We start from the raw sequence: 15,872 nt of genomic DNA, 5'->3' as shown, positions 1-15,872 counted from the left end.
TCTCCTGGCCGGGACTGTCAGAGCCACGCACTAGGGTGGACGGCCTATGACGAAGCCCTCACTCCCCGAACTCCTGCACGCCGCTGTCACCGCAGTCGGCGGCACGGAGCGGCCTGGCCAGGTGGCCATGGCCGAAGCCGTCGCCCAGGCGATCGACGACGGCTCGCATCTGCTCGTCCAGGCGGGCACCGGCACCGGTAAGTCGCTGGGCTATCTGGTGCCCGCGCTGGCGCACGGGGACCGGGTCGTCGTGGCGACGGCCACCCTGGCGCTGCAGCGCCAACTCGTGGAGCGCGACCTTCCGCGTACGGTCGAGGCGCTGCATCCGCTGCTGCGGCGCCGCCCCGAGTTCGCCATGCTCAAGGGCCGCTCGAACTATCTCTGCCTGCACCGCCTCCACGAGGGCATGCCGCAGGATGAGGAGGAGGGCCCCTTCGACCAGTTCGAGGCGGCCGCACCCACCAGCAAGCTCGGCCAGGACCTGCTGAGAATGCGGGACTGGGCGGACGAGACGGAGACCGGCGACCGCGACGACCTCACCCCGGGCGTCTCCGACCGGGCCTGGTCGCAGGTGTCCGTGTCGTCCCGGGAGTGCCTGGGCGCCTCGAAGTGCGCGTATGGCGCCGAGTGCTTCGCCGAGATGGCGCGCGAGCGCGCGAAGCTCGCCGAGGTCGTCGTCACCAATCACGCGCTTCTCGCCATCGACGCGATCGAGGGCGCGCCGGTCCTCCCGCAGCACGAGGTGCTCATCGTCGACGAGGCCCACGAACTGGTCTCCCGGGTGACGGGCGTCGCCACCGGCGAGCTCACTCCCGGCCAGGTCAACCGTGCGGTGCGCCGCGCCGCCAAGCTGGTGAACGAGAAGGCGGCCGATCAGCTGCAGACCGCCGCCGAGGGCTTCGAGCGGCTGATGGAGCTGGCCCTTCCGGGCCGGCTGGAGGAGATCCCCGAGGATCTGGGCTATGCGCTGCTGGCGCTGCGCGATGCCGCCCGCACTGTGATCTCGGCTCTCGGGACCACCCGTGACAAGTCCGTCCAGGACGAGGACGCGGTGCGCAAGCAGGCCCTGGCATCCGTCGAGACAGTGCACGACGTGGCGGAGCGGATCACGAACGGCTCCGAGTGGGACGTCGTCTGGTACGAACGCCATGACCGCTTCGGTGCCTCGCTGCGGGTGGCCCCCATGTCCGTGTCCGGCCTGCTCCGCGAGAAGCTCTTCGCCGACCGCTCAGTGACCCTGACCTCGGCGACGCTGAAGCTGGGCGGCGATTTCAACGGTGTGGGGGCCTCGCTGGGCCTGGCCCCCGAAGGCATCGCAGGAACACCGGGCAATGAGGACGAGGATCTGCCCGTATGGAAGGGCATCGACGTCGGATCGCCGTTCGACTACCGCAAACAGGGCATCCTCTACGTCGCCAAGCATCTGGCCCGTCCCGCGCGGGACGGCGAGCGCGGTGACATGCTCGACGAGCTCACCGAGCTGATCCAGGCGGCGGGCGGCCGCACGCTGGGCCTGTTCTCCTCCATGCGCGGCGCCCAGTCCGCGGCCGAGGCGCTGCGGGCCCGCATCCCCGAGTTCCCGATACTGCTGCAGGGAGAGGAGACCCTCGGCGAGCTGATCAAGAACTTCGCGGCCGATCCGAAGGCCTGCCTGTTCGGCACGCTGTCGCTCTGGCAGGGTGTCGACGTCCCGGGTCCCAGCTGTCAGCTGGTGGTCATGGACAAGATCCCCTTCCCGCGCCCCGACGATCCGCTGATGAGCGCCCGGCAGAAGGCCGTCGAGGACAACGGCGGCAATGGCTTCATGGCCGTCGCGGCAACCCATGCGGCGCTGTTGATGGCCCAGGGGGCCGGGCGTCTCGTACGGGCGTCGGGGGACCGCGGAGTGGTCGCCGTACTGGATTCGAGACTGGCCACGGCCCGGTACGGCAGCTATCTGAAAGCGTCCCTGCCCGATTTCTGGTACACGACGGACCGCAACCAGATCCGCCGCTCACTGGCAGCGATCGATGCGGTCGCCAAGGCCGATGCGGCCGCCGAGGCGGAGGCCCAGTAGGCCCTGGCCCGTTCCGGCGGCGGCCGCGGCTGCACAGGCGGAGGCCCAGTGGGCCCATGGCCGCACAGGCGGTGCGCCACACCGGCCATCACTCAGCCGGTGCACCACCACGCCGCGAGGGCACCGGCCAGGCATTCATCCGCCCACCTACCGCAATCATCAATTGAGGAACCCCAACGGCGAGCAACCAGCTCCGCGAGTGGGGGTCCCCCCGGACGGAGTCTGGGGGAGGCAGAGGTTTAGCCGCAAAAAGGGCAGGGCCCCGGGACCGGCGCAGTTGGTCCCGGGGCCCGGTCAGGGGCGGAGTGTCACACCCGCCGCAGCACCGCCACCACCTTGCCGAGGATCGTCGCCTCGTCACCGGGGATCGGCTGGTACGCGGAGTTGTGCGGGAGCAGCCACACATGGCCGTCCTCGCGCTTGAAGCGCTTGACCGTCGCCTCGCCGTCGAGCATCGCCGCGACGATGTCGCCGTTCTCGGCGACCGGCTGGCGGCGGACCGTCACCCAGTCCCCATCACAGATGGCGGCCTCGATCATGGAGTCACCGACGACCTTCAGGACGAAGAGCTCGCCGTCGCCCACGAGCTGGCGGGGCAGCGGGAACACGTCCTCGACCGACTCCTCGGCGAGGATCGGGCCACCGGCCGCGATACGGCCGACCAGCGGTACGTACGACGCGGCCGGCTTGCCCGCCGTGTCGGTGGGCTGGACCGTCGGCTGGTCGGCGCCTCGGACCTCGTACGCGCGTGGGCGGTGCGGGTCGCGGCGGAGGAAGCCCTTGCGCTCCAGAGCCATCAGCTGGTGAGCCACCGAAGAGGTGCTGGAGAGGCCGACCGCCTGCCCGATCTCGCGCATCGACGGCGGGTAACCCCGCCGCTGCACGGAGTCCCTGATGACCTCGATGACCCGCCGCTGCCGGTCGGTGAGCCCCGAGCTGTCCGCCCGGATGCCTGGAGGTCGGCCCGGCAGGGAGCGGGCGGGCTTTTGCCCCTCCTGGTTTGTGATTGCGTCATTCATGGCATGCACCGGCTCGAGTCGGCCCTGGGAGCGGTCCTGGGCAGTGATGGTGGCACTGTCTGCGGTGGTGGTCACGTCGGTCGGCCCCTCTCGAGATGTTCTCCCTGGCTGGACAACGGTAGTTGCTTTCGAAAGGTTGCGCCAAACACACGTTCGAGTGAAATATCGCGTATTGCCGCACTTGATCATGGGTCCGGGTGTATGGCTGTCGCCCGGCGTGTCAGGCATTTGGGTTCAATCCGCTACGATTCACCGCCGGGATCGAGCGCCCCTTGTGGGGCCTCCAGTCTGCCATCCGGGCTCCGGCCGCCCGGGCATCGACCCGGATTCCGTGCGGCGCGGACGCGACATGCGACCCGACGTGCAGCGATACCTGCGCGAACCTCCTGTCACTTCGCGATGCGACACGCGATAGAGCCGAAAGTGCGCCCAAACCCCAGATCTAGTGGTTGGATTGCAGTCGTAGCCCAGAGGTTGTGGTCCCTGGTCTTTCGGGGCCTCCGGCATCGCCTATGCTTGGGGCTGCTTCGAGGGGCGTGTGACGCCTTTTGGGGCTATTGAGTCTGCTGTGAAGGAGGGTTGGAAGTCATGCACTGCCCCTTCTGCAGGCACCCCGACAGCCGAGTCGTCGACAGTCGTACCACCGACGACGGCACGTCGATCCGCAGGCGCCGCCAGTGCCCCGACTGCTCCCGGCGGTTCACGACCGTGGAGACCTGCTCGCTGATGGTGATCAAGCGCAGCGGGGTGACGGAGCCCTTCAGCCGCACCAAGGTCATCAACGGCGTGCGCAAGGCGTGCCAGGGACGGCCTGTCACCGAGGACGCCCTCGCCCAACTCGGCCAGCGGGTCGAGGAGGCCGTGCGCGCCACCGGCAGTGCCGAGCTGACCACCCATGACGTGGGGCTGGCCATTCTCGGCCCGCTGCAGGAACTCGACCTTGTCGCCTATCTGCGCTTCGCGTCCGTGTACCGGGCGTTCGACTCGCTCGAGGACTTCGAGGCCGCCATCACGGAGCTGAGGGAGAACCCGGCACAGCAGCCCGCCGCGAACGCGCAGTGCGCGGGCGCAGGACGCGAAGCAACCGACCGCGGGTCCGGAGGGACTGCCGAAGTCCCCGTGCCCGCCGCTGCCGCCGACTGACCGGCAGGCCCGGCCGGGCGGACCGGCGGGCCCCCGAGATCGGCGGCGATCAAAGACCTGTTGTGGGCGGCAAGAGCGGCGCCCGCAATACAAGACAGACACCGTGCCACGGGAAGAACGAGGCACTTCAGGGCGTTTTAGCCCGATACAGGGAGGCGGCATGACAGAGACGGCGAGTGGCCCGGCACGAGGTTCCCGAGCGAAGGGTGCCAAGGTGATCAAGGGGCTGCGCATCGAGCGCATCCACACCACCCCCGGCGTGCATCCGTACGACGAGGTGGTCTGGGAGCGCCGTGACGTCGTCATGACCAACTGGCGCGACGGCTCGGTCAACTTCGAGCAGCGTGGCGTCGAGTTCCCCGACTTCTGGTCGGTGAACGCGGTCAACATCGTCACCAGCAAGTACTTCCGCGGTGCCGTCGGCACCCCGCAGCGCGAGGTGAGCCTCAAGCAGCTCATCGACCGCATCGTGAAGACCTACCGGAAGGCCGGTGAGGACTACAAGTACTTCGCCTCGCCCGCCGACGCCGAGATCTTCGAGCACGAGCTGGCGTACGCCCTCCTGCACCAGATCTTCAGCTTCAACAGCCCCGTCTGGTTCAACGTCGGAACCCCGCAGCCGCAGCAGGTCTCCGCGTGCTTCATCCTGTCCGTCGACGACTCCATGGAGTCGATCCTCGACTGGTACAAGGAAGAGGGCATGATCTTCAAGGGCGGCTCCGGTGCCGGCCTGAACCTCTCCCGTATCCGTTCCTCCAAGGAGCTGCTGTCCTCGGGCGGCAACGCCTCCGGCCCGGTGTCCTTCATGCGCGGCGCCGACGCCTCCGCCGGAACGATCAAGTCCGGTGGCGCGACGCGCCGGGCGGCCAAGATGGTCATCCTCGACGTCGACCACCCGGACATCGAGGACTTCATCGAGACCAAGGTGAAGGAAGAGGAGAAGATCCGCGCGCTGCGCGACGCGGGCTTCGACATGGACCTGGGCGGCGAGGACATCACCTCCGTCCAGTACCAGAACGCCAACAACTCGGTCCGTGTGAACGACGAGTTCATGAAGGCCGTCGAGAACGGCGAGAAGTTCGGCCTGCGTGCCCGTATGACCGGCGAGGTCATCGAGGAGGTCGACGCCAAGGAGCTCTTCCGCAAGATGGCCGAGGCCGCGTGGGCGTGCGCCGACCCGGGCATCCAGTACGACGACACCATCAACCACTGGCACACGTGCCCGGAGTCCGGCCGGATCAACGGCTCGAACCCGTGCAGCGAGTACATGCACCTGGACAACACGTCCTGCAACCTCGCCTCGCTGAACCTGATGAAGTTCCTGAAGGACGACGGCAAGGGCAACCAGTCCTTCGACGTCGAGCGCTTCTCGAAGGTCGTCGAGCTCGTCATCACCGCGATGGACATCTCCATCTGCTTCGCGGACTTCCCGACCCAGAAGATCGGCGAGAACACCCGCGCCTTCCGCCAGCTCGGCATCGGCTACGCCAACCTCGGCGCCCTGCTGATGGCGACCGGCCACGCGTACGACTCGAACGGCGGCCGCGCGCTCGCCGGTGCCATCACCTCCCTGATGACCGGCACCTCGTACAAGCGTTCCGCCGAGCTCGCCGCGGTCGTCGGCCCGTACGACGGCTACGCCCGCAACGCGCAGCCGCACCAGCGCGTCATGAAGCAGCACGCCGACGCCAACGCCACGGCCGTCCGCATGGACGACCTGGACACGCCGATCTGGGCCGCCGCCACCGAGGCCTGGCAGGACGTGATCCGCCTCGGCGAGAAGAACGGCTTCCGCAACTCGCAGGCGTCCGTCATCGCCCCGACCGGCACCATCGGTCTCGCGATGTCCTGCGACACCACCGGACTCGAGCCCGACCTCGCGCTGGTCAAGTTCAAGAAGCTCGTCGGCGGCGGCTCGATGCAGATCGTCAACGGCACCGTCCCGCAGGCCCTGCGCCGCCTGGGCTACCAGGAGGAGCAGATCGAGGCGATCGTCGCCCACATCGCCGAGCACGGCAATGTGATCGACGCCCCCGGCCTGAAGACGGAGCACTACGAGGTCTTCGACTGCGCCATGGGCGAGCGCTCCATCTCCGCGATGGGTCACGTCCGCATGATGGCCGCCATCCAGCCGTGGATCTCCGGCGCCCTGTCCAAGACGGTCAACCTCCCCGAGACCGCCACCGTCGAGGACGTCGAAGAGGTCTACTTCGAGGCGTGGAAGATGGGCGTCAAGGCCCTCGCCATCTACCGCGACAACTGCAAGGTCGGCCAGCCCCTCTCCGCCAAGAAGAAGGAGCAGGAGAAAGCCGAGATCACCGAGAAGGCCGAGGAGACGATCCGTACCGCGGTCGAGAAGGTCGTCGAGTACCGCCCGGTCCGCAAGCGCCTCCCCAAGGGCCGTCCCGGCATCACCACCTCCTTCACGGTCGGCGGTGCCGAGGGCTACATGACCGCCAACTCCTACCCGGACGACGGTCTCGGCGAGGTCTTCCTGAAGATGTCCAAGCAGGGCTCCACCCTCGCGGGCATGATGGACGCCTTCTCCATCGCCGTCTCCGTCGGTCTGCAGTACGGCGTGCCCCTGGAGACGTACGTCTCGAAGTTCACCAACATGCGCTTCGAGCCGGCCGGTATGACGGACGACCCGGACGTGCGGATGGCGCAGTCGATCGTCGACTACATCTTCCGCCGCCTGGCGCTGGACTTCCTGCCCTTCGAGACCCGCTCGGCGCTCGGCATCCACTCGGCCGAGGAGCGCCAGCGCCACCTGGAGACCGGTTCGTACGAGCAGTCCATCGACGACGCCGAGATGGACGTCGAGGGCCTGGCCCAGTCCGCGCCGCGGGCACAGGAGCTGAAGGCCGTGGCCGCCGCGCCCAAGGAGGAGGCGGCCAAGCCCGCCCCGAAGCAGGCGCACACCAGCGCCGAGCTGGTGGAGATGCAGCTGGGCATCCAGGCCGACGCCCCGCTGTGCTTCTCCTGCGGCACGAAGATGCAGCGCGCCGGCTCCTGCTACATCTGCGAGGGCTGCGGCTCGACCAGCGGCTGCAGCTGATTGACCCAGAGCCCGTGAGGGGCGGTACGGCCACCGGCCGTGCCGCCCCTCACGGCGTTCCCGTAGATCACGAACGGCTGCCCATGACGGCGGCGAACGACTCCGGATCCCCGTCGAAGCCGCGCAGCGCCTCGCGGAGCTCCCACTCCCCGGAGGCATCGCGGGCGAACTCCGCGACGGTGGCCGCGGTGGAGTCTGCGACCCGTGCGAGGTCGTCCGCAGCCAGCTCCGTATGGCCTTCTGTGATCACCACGCGCGGGTTGGCGATGTCCTGGAAAGTCCGGTCGCCGCTGCGCTGCTGGATGATCACACCGACCACCACGCGCGCGTACCCGGCCGCCAGCCGCTCGAGTTCCAGGACCATCACCTCGTCGAAGCCGAAGCCCTGACCGGTCCGGCTGTCCCGGCTGAGCGTGATGGTGCCGTCGGGCGACCGGCTGCCGAAGTGCACGACGTACGACGGCTTTCCGTACGGTTCTTCCGCCGTGTACGTCGCGGCGATGATGTCGAGGTCGTGTGGCGGACGGCCCAGCGGGCTGGGGTCCCACCGGAGCCGTATTTCGACCTTCTTGAGTCCCTTGTTGAGACTGGCCAAGAGACCTGCCCTCCCGAATTCGGCCTGCGGCCGTACCTGTCCGTCTGTTACGTCTGGTGTCCAGTATGGTTCCTCCGCGCCCTGGGTGCGGTGGTCAACAGCCGTAGACGTCATGGCCGTTGGAAGGATCCTCCGACTGAGAGCGACCGGGGCCGTGCTCCCTGGCCTTACGATGGCGCGGTGCTGGTCAAGTGGATTCGCTGCACCGTGGTGGACCGCCGCGGTTTTGAACGGGGGCAGCGGAAATGGGCGGGGCTTCCGGGGGAGCCGGGTTTCCGTGGGCAGGGCGGGGGTTGGAGCCGCTTGAGGCCCGGGGTGGCCCATGTCTTCGCCTTCTGGGAGAGCCGGACCTTCTACGACTCGTTCATGGCACGCTCCCACGACCGGCTCGCCGCCGCCCAGTCGGGCACCTTCAAGGACGCCCAGGTCAAGCTCTTCGACCACCGGTTCGATGTGAAGACCGGCTTCGAACCCCGGTTCACGGATGCCGACGTGGTGCGCGTCGCTCACTGCCGCGTCCATGCGGACCGCGTCGAACATTTCGCGCTGATGCAGGAGAAGGTGTGGAACCCCGCCATGGCCGGCTCTCCGGGAATGGTGCGGGGCCTGTTCGGTGAGGCGCCCGACCACGAGTTCCTGGTGCTGTCGATGTGGCAGTCGGCCGCCGAACACGGCAAGTACCGCGTCGAACGCGTGGAACGCCTTGCCCTGCGGGCCCAGACGGACGCGGATGTGGCGGCCCTGGCCGGCGACATCGTGGAGCTGGAGCCCTCGTGGAACGTGTGATGTGGATCGGCGATGCGGATGTGTGATGTGGACGGTGTCGTCCCGTGGCATTGAGCTATGACGCGTACGCCGGTTGGTCCGTACATGTGCTCGACCGCCGGACATCGATCTAGGGTTTGAACATGGCACGACCACGGCGCATCGTCCTCGTGCGGCACGGGGAGTCGGTGGGCAACGCCGACGACACCGTGTACGAGCGCGAGCCGGACCACGCACTGGCGCTCACCGAGACGGGCCGGCGCCAGGCGGAGGAGACCGGCGACAGGCTACGGGAACTGTTCGGCCGGGAACGCGTCAGCGTGTACGTGTCGCCGTACCGCCGTACCCATGAGACCCTCAGCGCCTTCAGCCTGGACCCCGAACTGGTACGGATCCGTGAGGAACCGCGGTTGCGCGAGCAGGACTGGGGCAACTGGCAGGACCACGACGACGTACGCCTGCAGAAGGCCTATCGCGACGCCTACGGCCACTTCTTCTACCGCTTCGCGCAGGGCGAGTCGGGCGCCGACGTGTACGACCGGGTGGGGGCGTTCCTGGAGAGCCTGTTCCGCAGCTTCGAGGCGCCGGACCATCCCCCGAACGTGCTGCTCGTCACCCACGGTCTGACCATGCGGCTGTTCTGCATGCGCTGGTTCCACTGGACGGTGGCCGAGTTCGAGTGCCTGTCGAATCCCGGGAACGGCGAGACGCGGATGCTCGTTCTCGGGGAGAACGGCAAGTACACGCTGGACCGGCCGTTCGATCGCTGGCGCGAACCGGAGCCGTACGGGATCACCGGATAAAGTGGCGGCGAGATGACCGCTGACTCCTCTCCCGACGGGCGCCTGGGCCGCGCTCTGGCCAGCCTGCGCGGACTCGCTGTTGGAGACGCGCTGGGCTCGCAGTTCTTCGTGCCTGCGAACTATCCGCTGCTCAAGCGCCGCGAGCTGCCTCCCGCCCCCTGGCAGTGGACGGACGACACCGAGATGGCGTGCTCCATCGTGGCCGTCCTGGCCGCGCATCACCGGATCGACCAGGACGCGCTGGCCCAGTCGTTCGCGGAGCACCACGACTTCGACCGCGGCTACGGGCCCGCGGTGAACCGGTTGCTGCGCCAGATCCGCGAGGGCGGCGACTGGCGCGAGCTGTCCGCCGCGCTGTTCAAAGGGCAGGGTTCCTGGGGCAACGGCGCCGCGATGCGGATCGCGCCCCTCGGCGCCTGGTACGCGGACGACCCCGAGCAGGCCACGCACCAGGCGGAGATCTCGGCCTACCCCACGCATCAGCACCGTGAGGCCGTCGTGGGCGCCATGGCCGTCGCCGCGGCGGCAGCGCTGGCGGCGGATCCCTCGGGCCCTCCCACGCCCGAGTCGCTGCTCGACGGCGTCATCGCCCTGGTGCCGCGCAGCGCCGTCGGGGCCGGGCTTCGACGGGCCCGGGACATGCTCGACTACGGCGACACGGCGACGGTCGCCGCGGTGCTCGGCTGCGGGCGCCGTACGACGGCCCATGACACGGTGCCGTTCGCGCTCTGGTCGGCGGCACGGGGCCTCGGCGACTACGAGAACGCGTTCTGGAACACCGCCCAGGCGGGCGGCGACGTGGACACGACCTGCGCCATCGTGGGCGGCGTGATCGCCGGGTGCAAGGCGGGAGCGCCACCGGCGGAATGGCTGAACCGGACGGAGGACTTGCCGGCCTGGGGGACGGGCGCGGCGCCCTGAGAGCATGGGGCCCGGCGGACCCCGCGCAGCGACCTGATTTGTTCGTCGGCCTGATGCCTTCCGATGGGCCAACTGTCACGGTCATGCCACAGTACGCTCGGCGGGTCTCCTTCCGTCACGTGCGGGGTTAGCCTTTCGGCCACGCCGCCTGTTGATCATGTCGGGCGTGCGCCGAACGAGACACAGGTCGCCGACTGACACCGCCACGCGCGCGTGGGCCTTTCGCGACCGGTCGGGAGGGGGTCCCGTGTCCGACAGACCGTCCAAACCGCAGCCGACGCGTGAAGGGCAGCCGGCTGATGAAGCGGAGCAAGCAGAGGGAGGGGTGCCTCCAGGCAGAGTCGAGCCCGGAGGCGGCGGGAAGCCTGGAGGCCGCGGGGCCCCTGGAGCCACGGGGAAGCTCGGGGGCGAAGGGGAGCAGGAGGATGCCGTCGCCACGCACTACGACTCCGACTGGGGCGCCCCGCTCCCCGACGGCGGCCCCTCTTTCGAGCACCTGCGCGGCGAGCCTCCCGCGCGTATCCGCGTAGCCACGCTCTGGTCGGTGCTCGCCACCGGTGTCCTCAGCATGCTGCTGCTGGGCGACGGTGTGGCCCTCAACCTGCTCATCATCGCGATCCCGGCCGCGCTCGGCGCCTTCTTCGCCGCCCAGGCCGCAGGCCGCCGGCCCCGCCCATGGACGGTGGCGTGGGCCGTCGGCGGGCTCGTCCTGCTGCTCGTGCCCGCCCTGCGCGACGCCGACTTGCCGTCCTTCCTGGCCGTCGTCTCCGCTCTGGCGCTGGGCTCGCTCGCGCTGCACGGCTCGCGCACCTGGCCCGGCGTGCTGCTCGGCCCGTTCGGCGTCTTCACCTCGCTCCTCACGGGCCTGTCCTGGGGCTGGCGCGGTCTGCGCGACCGGACCGGCGGCTCCCGGGGCAATCTCGGCTCCGTGGTGCGCGTCGCCGTGGTGACCGCTGGTCTGCTGCTTGTCTTCGGCGCCCTGTTCGCCTCGGCCGACGCCGCCTTCGCGGACGTGCTGGGTGATCTGATGCCCGACGTATCGGTCGCGGACGGGCCCTGGCGCCTGCTGCTTCTCGCCCTCGGTGTGGTCGGCGCGCTGGCTGCCGCCCACACGGCCGCCGCACCGCTTCACTGGGACCGGATCGAGGTCGCCCCTGGCCGGGCCCGCGGCCGCGTCGAGTGGGCGCTGCCGCTGATCGTGCTCAACGTGCTGTTCGCGGCCTTCAACGCCGTCCAGCTCGCCGTTCTCTTCGGCGGATACGACGCCGTACTGAAGAAGACGGGCCTGACGTATGCGGCGTATGCGCGCCGGGGGTTCTGGCAGTTGCTCATCGCCACCCTCCTCACGCTGCTCGTCATCGTGTTCGCGCTGCGCTGGGCTCCGCGTGGGACACCGGGCGATCGAGGCCTGGTGCGGGGGGTTCTGGGAACTCTCTGTGTTCTCACGCTCGTTGTCGTAGCGTCGGCGGTGCGGCGCATGGACATGTACGTGGAGGCGTATGGACTGACGCGGCTGAGGATCTCGGTGGTGGCCGTGGAGCTCTGGCTCGGCCTCGTCATCCTCCTGATCATGGCCGCCGGAGTGTGGGGCGCCGGCCGGTTGCCGCGCGTCGTCGCTGCGAGCGCCGCGGCGGGTGTGCTCGCCTTCGGGCTGCTGTCTCCCGACGGCCTGATCGCGGAGCGCAACGTCCAGCGCTATGAGGACACCGGCAAGTTCGACCTCGAGTACGCGCGAGGGCTGTCCGCCGACGCCGTACCGGCCCTCGACCAGCTCGAGGAACCGCTGCGCTCCTGCGTGCTACAGAGCATCGCCGAGGACCTCCGGGACGGCGACGGACCCTGGTATGCGACGAGCTGGAGCCAGGCCCGAGCCCGGCGGATACTCGACGATCGGCCGTTGACCGACAACTGGGAGACCTGCAACCAGATACGGCAGGACCTCATGTACCGCTGACGAATGCGCTGGAGCCACTGGGGAGCTCGCTGCTCCGCGGAAGAGTCCGCTGGGCATGGAGCAGTCCGCTGGTGCGCGGAGGAGTCCGCTGTCCGCGGAGGCGTCCGCTGGTGCCGGGCCGGTTGCGCCGTTGTGTACGGCCCGGCACCCACGTCTTACCGCAACGCGTCTCTCGTCCGAGTGGGGGCTGCGTCTCTCGTCCGAGGGGGGCTACCTCTGTCAGCCTCCCGAGGGCCCTGCTGTCCCGGTTGTGCCGGCCAGCGCTTCCAGGTCGCTCTTGCGCACCCGGATCACCAGCGCTGCCGTGACCAGGGCCAGTACGGCCATCGCCACGGCCGGGATGAAGGCGGTCGAGATGCCGTGGGCGAGTACCTCGTGGCTCCACGGCGGGGGCAGCTGACCGGACTTGGCGAACGCCGCCTTCTGTTCCGCCGAGCCGTTCGCCATGAAGTCCTGGAGCTGCGGCTTCGCCTCGTCCCGGCTCGCCGTACCGAACACCGTGGTCAGAATGGACAGACCCAGCGAACCACCCACCTGCTGGGTCGCGTTGAGCAGACCCGATGCCGCACCCGCCTCGTGCTGGCCGACGCCCGAGACAGCGGTGAGGGTGAGTGTGACGAAGTTCAGCCCCATACCGAAGCCGAACAGCAGCATCGGGCCGAGCACACCGCTGAGATACGAGCTGTCGGGGCTGATGAACGTCTGCCAGCCGAGCCCGAGCACGACAAGCGTCGAGCCGCCCAGCATGAACGGCTTGGGGCCGAGCACCGGCAGCAGGCGCTGCGACAGACCCGCGCCCGTGACGATCGCGACCGTCACCGGCAGGAAGGCGAGGCCCGCCTCGATCGGCGTGTACCCCAGCACGTTCTGCACGAAGAGCACGATGAAGAAGAACATGCCGAACATCGCCGCTGCCAGGCTCAGCATGATCACATACGTGCCGGAACGATTGCGGTCCGCGAACATCTTGAGCGGAGTGATCGGTTCCCTGGCCCGGCTCTCTATGAGTCCGAAGGCCAGGAGCAGCACCACCGCCACTCCGAACGACCCCAGCGTGAGGCTGTCGCTCCAGCCCTCCTCGGCGGCCCGGATGAACCCGTACACGAGGGAGGCCATGCCGACTGTCGACGTCAGCGCGCCCGAGATGTCGAACCGTCCCGGATGGCGCTCGGACTCGTTGATGTACATCGGGGTCAGCACGGCTATCAGCACACCGATGGGCACGTTGACGAAGAGCACCCAGCGCCAGTCGAGCCACTCGGTGAGCATGCCGCCCGCCAGCAGGCCGATGGCGCCGCCGCCCGCGGACACCGCCGCGAAGACGCCGAAGGCCCGATTCCGCTCGGGCCCCTCGGGGAACGTAGTGGTGATCAGGGCCAGCGATGTGGGCGAGGCGATGGCGCCACCCACGCCTTGCAGGGCGCGCGCTGCCAGCAGCTGCCAGGGTTCCTGGGCCAGTCCGCCGAGTAGGGAGGCGAGGGTGAAGACGAGGATGCCGGTCAGGAAGACCCGGCGCCGGCCGAGGATGTCGCCCGCACGGCCGCCGAGCAGCAGCAGGCCGCCGAAGGTCAGGGTGTACGCGCTGACGACCCAGGTGAGATCGGTCGTCGAGAACTTGAGCGCATCCTGGATGTGCGGGAGCGCGATGTTCACAATCGTCGCGTCGAGTACCACCATGAGTTGGCAGGCCGCGATGACCGTCAGGGCTATGCCGGGGCGCCCCTCCCGGCGAGCCGCCCCCGGCTTCGGGTCCTGGATTAACTGAGAGGTAGTCATGGATCCCCCACAAGAACGTTAGTGAACGCTGGCGTTCACTGTCGCGCCAACGGTAGTGAGTCCCCCACAGTGAACGCAACCGTTCACTGAAGATGCTGCCCAGGCGCCTGTTTGCGTAGGCTGCTGCACCCGCACATCGGAGAGATGCACATGGTTACTTCGCGCTGGACGGCCGCTCCCGCTCAGGCGGCCTCCCCGGCGACCTCCCTGCGTCGGCGTGGGCCCGTGCTGGAACGGGCGATTCTCGAGGCCGCCCTGGATCAGCTCGGCACGGTCGGCTGGAACGGGCTCACGATGGAGGGCGTCGCCGCGGCCGCGCAGACAGGCAAGGCGGCTGTCTATCGCCGCTGGCCGTCCAAGGAGGATCTGGTCGCGGACGCACTCCAGGCAGGACTGTCGACCTTGGATGCCCCGCCGGACCGCGGAAGTGTCCGTGAGGATCTGCTGGAGCTGTGCCGTGAGGTGCGTGAGGCGATGTACTCACCACCTGGATTCGCTCTTCGCTCGATCATTCACGAATGCGATGGGGCTGCCGCTGAGCGGTTTCATGGCGTGATCCTGGAAGGCGTTGTCGAGCCGACGGTCGGTCTTATCAAGGAGGTGGTGCGCCGCGGGGTGGAGAGGGGAGAGGTCCGTTCCGGAGCGGTCGACGACTATGTGTGCGATGTCATCCCGGCGATGATGATGTACCGCTCCAAGATGTGCGGAAGTGAATGGGGCGAGCGTGACATCGAGGAGATGATCGACCGGGTGATGATGCCGCTGCTGCGTCCGGACGGCGGGTGATGCGGGGCGCGGACGGCGGGTGATGCGGGGCGCGGACGGCGGGTGATGCGGGGCGCGGACTGCCGGTGGCGCGGCGCCCGGACGGCGGGTGATGCGGGGCGTGCACTGCCGGTGTCATGGCGAGCGGACTGCGGTGACGGCGTCGTGGCGGTTGTCTGCGTGCGCCTGTGTGCAGGGGAGCACGGGGGCCTCGCCGGTGTGTCACGTATGCGGGTCGCTCCGTTTCCCTGACCTGGGTGTTGCGCGGGGCTCCGGGCGGCGTACGCTTTGTGCGCCATGCCCTACGAACCACCCACCCACCGTGTCGAGCGCTCCCTGAGAGCCACCACCGGAGCGAAGATCATCGCCGGTGTCGACGAAGTCGGGCGCGGTGCGTGGGCCGGCCCGGTGACCGTCTGCGCGGCGATCACCGGACTGCGTCGCCCACCCGAAGGGCTGACCGACTCCAAGCTGCTCACTCCCAAGCGACGCACCGAGCTCGCCACGGAGTTGGTCTCCTGGGTCACGGCCCACGCCCTCGGTCACGCCTCCCCGGAGGAGATCGACGACCTGGGGATGACAGCAGCGCTGCGGCTGGCGGCAGGACGCGCCCTCGAGGCGCTGCCGGTCCGGCCCGACGCGGTCATTCTCGACGGGAAACACGACTACCTGGGCGCTCCCTGGAGGGTCCGTACGGTGATCAAGGGCGACCAGTCCTGCGTGGCCGTCTCCGCCGCATCCGTGATCGCCAAAGTTCAGCGCGACAAAATGATGGCCGAACTGGGCATCGACCATGCACACTTCGATTTTGCGGCCAACGTCGGCTATCCGTCCCCGGTGCACCGGGCCGCGCTGGAGGAATGGGGCCCCACCCCCCACCACAGGCTTTCGTGGGCGTATCTTGATGCGTTGCCCCGGTGGCGGCACCTCAAGAAGGCGCGTACCTGGGTGGAAGGAAGCGTTCCGGAGATCGAGGGGCAGCTCGGCTTCGATTTCTGACGATTCCCTTCGCACCCA

The 15,872-nt window shown here is 68.9% G+C and carries 12 protein-coding genes; 9 read left to right on the top strand and 3 right to left on the bottom strand.

The genetic code is table 11. The annotated features are described in order from the left end of the window. Positions 1-46: 46 nt before the first annotated feature. Positions 47-2,056, top strand: coding sequence for an ATP-dependent DNA helicase (locus tag H1D24_RS34500; RefSeq protein ID WP_181661676.1), 2,010 nt, complete (start codon positions 47-49; stop codon positions 2,054-2,056). 308 nt (positions 2,057-2,364) lie between these two features. Here the strand turns inward: H1D24_RS34500 and lexA are convergent, their stop codons facing one another. Further along, entirely contained in the window at positions 2,365-3,150 is a 786-nt protein-coding gene (gene lexA, locus H1D24_RS34495; RefSeq protein WP_181661675.1) for a transcriptional repressor LexA, read from the bottom strand. Between the two features lie 513 nt (positions 3,151-3,663). Between lexA and nrdR the strand changes: the two genes are divergently transcribed. Next, the gene (gene nrdR / locus H1D24_RS34490; protein ID WP_181661674.1) at positions 3,664-4,218 is read left to right on the top strand and encodes a transcriptional regulator NrdR; all 555 of its coding nucleotides are present in this window, start codon (positions 3,664-3,666) and stop codon (positions 4,216-4,218) included. A gap of 160 nt (positions 4,219-4,378) precedes the next feature. Beyond that, positions 4,379-7,276 (top strand): vitamin B12-dependent ribonucleotide reductase, encoded by a 2,898-nt coding sequence (locus H1D24_RS34485; RefSeq protein WP_181661673.1) that lies wholly within the window; start codon positions 4,379-4,381, stop codon positions 7,274-7,276. A gap of 67 nt (positions 7,277-7,343) precedes the next feature. On the opposite strand, the gene H1D24_RS34480 is transcribed toward H1D24_RS34485, so the two are convergent. Beyond that, positions 7,344-7,871: a TerD family protein gene (locus H1D24_RS34480; protein ID WP_181661672.1), complete on the bottom strand. Its 528-nt coding sequence runs from the start codon at positions 7,869-7,871 to the stop codon at positions 7,344-7,346. Between the two features lie 180 nt (positions 7,872-8,051). Between H1D24_RS34480 and H1D24_RS34475 the strand changes: the two genes are divergently transcribed. The 4 genes from H1D24_RS34475 to H1D24_RS34460 all read left to right on the top strand — a co-directional run bounded on the left by H1D24_RS34475 (position 8,052) and on the right by H1D24_RS34460 (position 12,314). Next, positions 8,052-8,657, top strand: a complete 606-nt coding sequence (locus H1D24_RS34475; RefSeq protein WP_181661671.1) for a YdbC family protein — start codon at positions 8,052-8,054, stop codon at positions 8,655-8,657. Positions 8,658-8,779: 122 nt separating this feature from the next. Then, positions 8,780-9,439 carry a histidine phosphatase family protein gene (locus H1D24_RS34470; protein ID WP_181661670.1) on the top strand — a complete coding sequence of 220 codons (660 nt, stop codon included), beginning with the start codon at positions 8,780-8,782 and terminating at the stop codon, positions 9,437-9,439. A gap of 12 nt (positions 9,440-9,451) precedes the next feature. Then, complete coding sequence (locus H1D24_RS34465; RefSeq protein WP_181661669.1) at positions 9,452-10,360, top strand: ADP-ribosylglycohydrolase family protein; 909 nt, start codon at positions 9,452-9,454, stop codon at positions 10,358-10,360. 157 nt (positions 10,361-10,517) lie between these two features. Next, a complete protein-coding gene (locus H1D24_RS34460) occupies positions 10,518-12,314 on the top strand; it encodes a DUF4153 domain-containing protein (protein ID WP_181661668.1) in 1,797 nt (598 codons plus the stop codon). 219 nt (positions 12,315-12,533) lie between these two features. On the opposite strand, the gene H1D24_RS34455 is transcribed toward H1D24_RS34460, so the two are convergent. Further along, entirely contained in the window at positions 12,534-14,090 is a 1,557-nt protein-coding gene (locus H1D24_RS34455) for an MFS transporter (RefSeq protein ID WP_181661667.1), read from the bottom strand. Between the two features lie 150 nt (positions 14,091-14,240). Between H1D24_RS34455 and H1D24_RS34450 the strand changes: the two genes are divergently transcribed. Both H1D24_RS34450 and rnhB read left to right on the top strand, forming a co-directional pair. Continuing rightward, positions 14,241-14,876 (top strand): TetR/AcrR family transcriptional regulator, encoded by a 636-nt coding sequence (locus tag H1D24_RS34450; protein ID WP_181661666.1) that lies wholly within the window; start codon positions 14,241-14,243, stop codon positions 14,874-14,876. Between the two features lie 276 nt (positions 14,877-15,152). Then, a complete protein-coding gene (gene rnhB / locus H1D24_RS34445) occupies positions 15,153-15,854 on the top strand; it encodes a ribonuclease HII (protein WP_181661665.1) in 702 nt (233 codons plus the stop codon). Positions 15,855-15,872 lie beyond the last annotated feature (18 nt).

It is taken from the genome of Streptomyces himalayensis subsp. himalayensis, from assembly GCF_013778455.1.
Classification (GTDB): Bacteria; Actinomycetota; Actinomycetes; order Streptomycetales; family Streptomycetaceae; genus Streptomyces; species Streptomyces himalayensis.
This window is presented reverse-complemented; position numbering and strand designations above follow the sequence as displayed.

Coding starts and splice junctions, on each gene's coding strand:
- rnhB (WP_181661665.1), top strand. CDS start 15,153: ATGCCCTACGAACCACCCACCCACCGTGTCGAGCGCTCCCTGAGAGCC.
- H1D24_RS34485 (WP_181661673.1), top strand. CDS start 4,379: ATGACAGAGACGGCGAGTGGCCCGGCACGAGGTTCCCGAGCGAAGGGT.
- H1D24_RS34500 (WP_181661676.1), top strand. CDS start 47: ATGACGAAGCCCTCACTCCCCGAACTCCTGCACGCCGCTGTCACCGCA.
- H1D24_RS34450 (WP_181661666.1), top strand. CDS start 14,241: ATGGTTACTTCGCGCTGGACGGCCGCTCCCGCTCAGGCGGCCTCCCCG.
- H1D24_RS34470 (WP_181661670.1), top strand. CDS start 8,780: ATGGCACGACCACGGCGCATCGTCCTCGTGCGGCACGGGGAGTCGGTG.
- H1D24_RS34455 (WP_181661667.1), bottom strand. CDS start 14,090: ATGACTACCTCTCAGTTAATCCAGGACCCGAAGCCGGGGGCGGCTCGC.
- nrdR (WP_181661674.1), top strand. CDS start 3,664: ATGCACTGCCCCTTCTGCAGGCACCCCGACAGCCGAGTCGTCGACAGT.
- H1D24_RS34460 (WP_181661668.1), top strand. CDS start 10,518: ATGTCGGGCGTGCGCCGAACGAGACACAGGTCGCCGACTGACACCGCC.
- H1D24_RS34465 (WP_181661669.1), top strand. CDS start 9,452: ATGACCGCTGACTCCTCTCCCGACGGGCGCCTGGGCCGCGCTCTGGCC.